Here is a 2,764-nt window from a genome sequence, read left to right as displayed (position 1 = left end):
CAATTGCAAAATTATGCCGAACAACAAGGCATGTATTACCCAGTTGATTTTGCATCTACAGGTTCTAGTCAAATTGGTGGAAATATCGGAACTAATGCAGGCGGTATTAAAGTCATCAAATACGGTATGACACGTAACTGGGTGCTTGGCTTAACGGTTGTGACGGGTAAAGGCGATATTTTACGTTTAAACAAAGGCATGATTAAAAATGCGACGGGTTATGCGTTGCAGCATTTGTTTATCGGTGGTGAAGGCACATTAGGTTTAGTGACTGAGGCTGAGATTAAACTTGAGCGTAAGCCACAAAACTTACAAGTCATGGTATTGGGTACGCCTGACTTTGAAGCAGTAATGCCTGTATTACATGCTTTCCAAAAAGAAATCGACTTAACTGCATTCGAGTTCTTTGGTGAAGTGGCAATGCAAAAAGTGTTGGATCGTGGTCATGTACAACGTCCATTTGAAACAACTTGCCCATTCTATGTATTACTCGAATTTGAAGCGCCATATGAACCGATTATGGACAAAGCAATGCAGATTTTTGAGTATTGTATGGAACAAGGTTGGGTGATTGATGGGGTAATGAGCCAAAGCTTAGAACAAGCACAGAGCCTATGGCGTTTACGTGAAGATATTTCGGAATCGATTGCGCCGTATATTCCTTATAAGAATGATATTTCAGTGTTGATTACGCATGTCCCTGCCTTTATCAAAGAGATTGATGCGATTGTTGCGGATAATTATCCAGACTTTGAAATCTGCTGGTTTGGTCATATTGGTGACGGTAACCTGCACTTAAATATTTTAAAACCTGAAAATCTGACCAAAGATGAATTCTTTGCCAAGTGTCAGGTGGTGAATAAATATGTATTTGAGACCGTGAAAAAATATGATGGTTCTATTTCTGCCGAGCATGGTGTCGGAATGACCAAGAAACCATATTTAGAATATTCACGTTCACCTGAAGAAATTGAATATATGAAAGCATTGAAATTGGCATTTGACCCGAATGGGATTATGAATCCTGGGAAATTATTTGATCTTTAATGCTTGATTAGATAAAAGAATTTCTGCTAAAAGCGTATCGAAAGATGCGCTTTTTTGTTATACCTAGAACTTAATAAGTAACCGAACTTTAATATTACAACGACTTTTAATGAAAATATCTCATATTTTATTATTTTCTATTTTAAATATTCTTGCTATTAAGAATAGCCATGCTTTAACTGAAAGTCAGGAAAAAGTACAAGCTCATTATTATCAGTAGAGGGGTAATACCCCCATTTTTAATTGAATTAATGGGTAGAAAATCTAAAGCCCTTGTTATTGTTTAAAAATAGGTGGACAACCATTTACTGACATATGAGGTCGTTCATGATTATAAAAGTACTGCCAGTCAGTTGTATAGTCCTGCACCTCGCTCAGATCTCGAAATAAATATTGATTTAGACATTCATAACGTACTGTACGATTAAATCGCTCAACATATGCATTTTGCTGTGGATGGCCTGGTTGAGTCAAATACATGCTCAATACCAGGCTGATCACACCACTTTTCCACCAGCCTGGCATTTGGTAAATCACCACATCCGCCCATAAATATTTTTTAATTTCGGCCTGAATGTCATATTCGCTGTCGGTACGGGTGACCTGTACCGTATGGCCGAGCGTTGTTAAATGGCTTTCAGAAAACTGGGTGAGGGTGTCATTCAATTCGCCATTGGAATGTTCAAATTGTTTGGCACCGTTAATAATTAGAATATTGCTCATGGGATACTCAAAAATAGATTGCTAAAACTTGAATGCATTTTAGGGAATCTATTCATGAGTGAAAATGCGTAAATTAGCAAAATACTATTGATCAAAAATCAATAATTAGCTGCTGTGCTTTCTTGCCTTATACACTTTACGAATCATCCAAATGGCAAATATGACCAGATAAAATGCCCAGAATTGAATCAGCCAGAGTAGGGTTTCTTTAAAATAAGCTAAACCGACTTTGAATGATTCTGCAATTCTTGTCATTAATGGATCACTGTCCAATGTAGCGATGCGATGGATATTTAAATCATGGCGTTTACGGACTTTCGGCTGTTGATAGAACTCAAGCCGAATGGTGCTATAAGCCAGGCGGTCTTTGACTTCCAAATCGGTCAATTGTTGCAGTTGGTTGTTGACCGCACTGGATGGGCTGTTACTTTGGTTTGCGGTATTGAGCTTTTCTTCGAGTCGCTTTAATTCATAGCGTTTTGCTTCATAGCTTTGGCTGTTAAAGTTCAGCATAAGCGGCAGAAGATTATTCAGAAAAGTTGTGACTTGGTCATTGGGGAGGCGTACGGTGAGCTGTACGGTTGGCGTGATCTTTTCATAAATGTCGACACTGCCATCAATACGGTTACGCTGGGAACTGTCACTGACCTGATAATTGACCTGTTTTTCTTCGATGTAGCCATTGTATTGCAATAACTGTTGTTCCAGGGTTGATGTGGTTTTTAACACATCTTGCACTTCAAATTGCAGTTGAGCACTTTTGACCAGTTGACGGCTTTGCTCTAGGGCGCTTTGCTGGGTACTGACCAGTTGTTCTGGGTTTTTGGTGGCGTTGGTGTGAATTGCTTTGCTATCTAAGGCTGCGCTTTCTGTGGCAACCGCGGCATCGCTTGCCGCACTTTCTTCTTTGTTGGAGCAGCCAGCCAAAGTGCTGCCCACGAGTAAAATAATTGTTAAATTTCTGGCTAAATCTGCCATATCATGACGTCCAATC

The 2,764-nt window shown here is 39.3% G+C and carries 2 protein-coding genes and 2 pseudogenes; 1 reads left to right on the top strand and 3 read right to left on the bottom strand.

What is annotated here, in order from left to right:
* Positions 1 to 1,047, top strand: a 1,047-nt coding sequence (locus B4H32_RS11590; protein WP_286803181.1) for an FAD-binding oxidoreductase, incomplete at its 5' end; no start/stop codon positions are given.
* Positions 1,048 to 1,323: 276 nt separating this feature from the next.
* Here B4H32_RS11590 and B4H32_RS11585 read toward each other — a convergent pair.
* The 3 genes and pseudogenes from B4H32_RS11585 to B4H32_RS11575 all read right to left on the bottom strand — a co-directional run.
* A pseudogene (locus tag B4H32_RS11585) lies at positions 1,324 to 1,515 on the bottom strand (integrase core domain-containing protein); the annotation flags it as partial.
* 42 nt (positions 1,516 to 1,557) lie between these two features.
* Positions 1,558 to 1,770, bottom strand: a pseudogene (locus tag B4H32_RS11580) (NAD(P)H-dependent oxidoreductase); the annotation flags it as partial.
* Between the two features lie 105 nt (positions 1,771 to 1,875).
* On the bottom strand, positions 1,876 to 2,748 hold the full coding sequence (locus B4H32_RS11575; protein ID WP_286803186.1) for a DUF4349 domain-containing protein: 873 nt from the start codon (positions 2,746 to 2,748) through the stop codon (positions 1,876 to 1,878).
* Between the last annotated feature and the right edge of the window lie 16 nt (positions 2,749 to 2,764).

The organism is Acinetobacter sp. UBA2063, from assembly GCF_002333245.1.
In the GTDB taxonomy this organism is placed as follows: Bacteria; Pseudomonadota; Gammaproteobacteria; order Pseudomonadales; family Moraxellaceae; genus Acinetobacter; species Acinetobacter parvus.
Note: the sequence above shows the minus strand (reverse complement) of the source record. Positions and strands in the feature narration are given on the sequence as shown.

Bases quoted from the DNA above. Each gene is read 5' to 3' on its own strand.
- B4H32_RS11575 (WP_286803186.1), bottom strand. From the start codon at position 2,748: ATGGCAGATTTAGCCAGAAATTTAACAATTATTTTACTCGTGGGCAGC.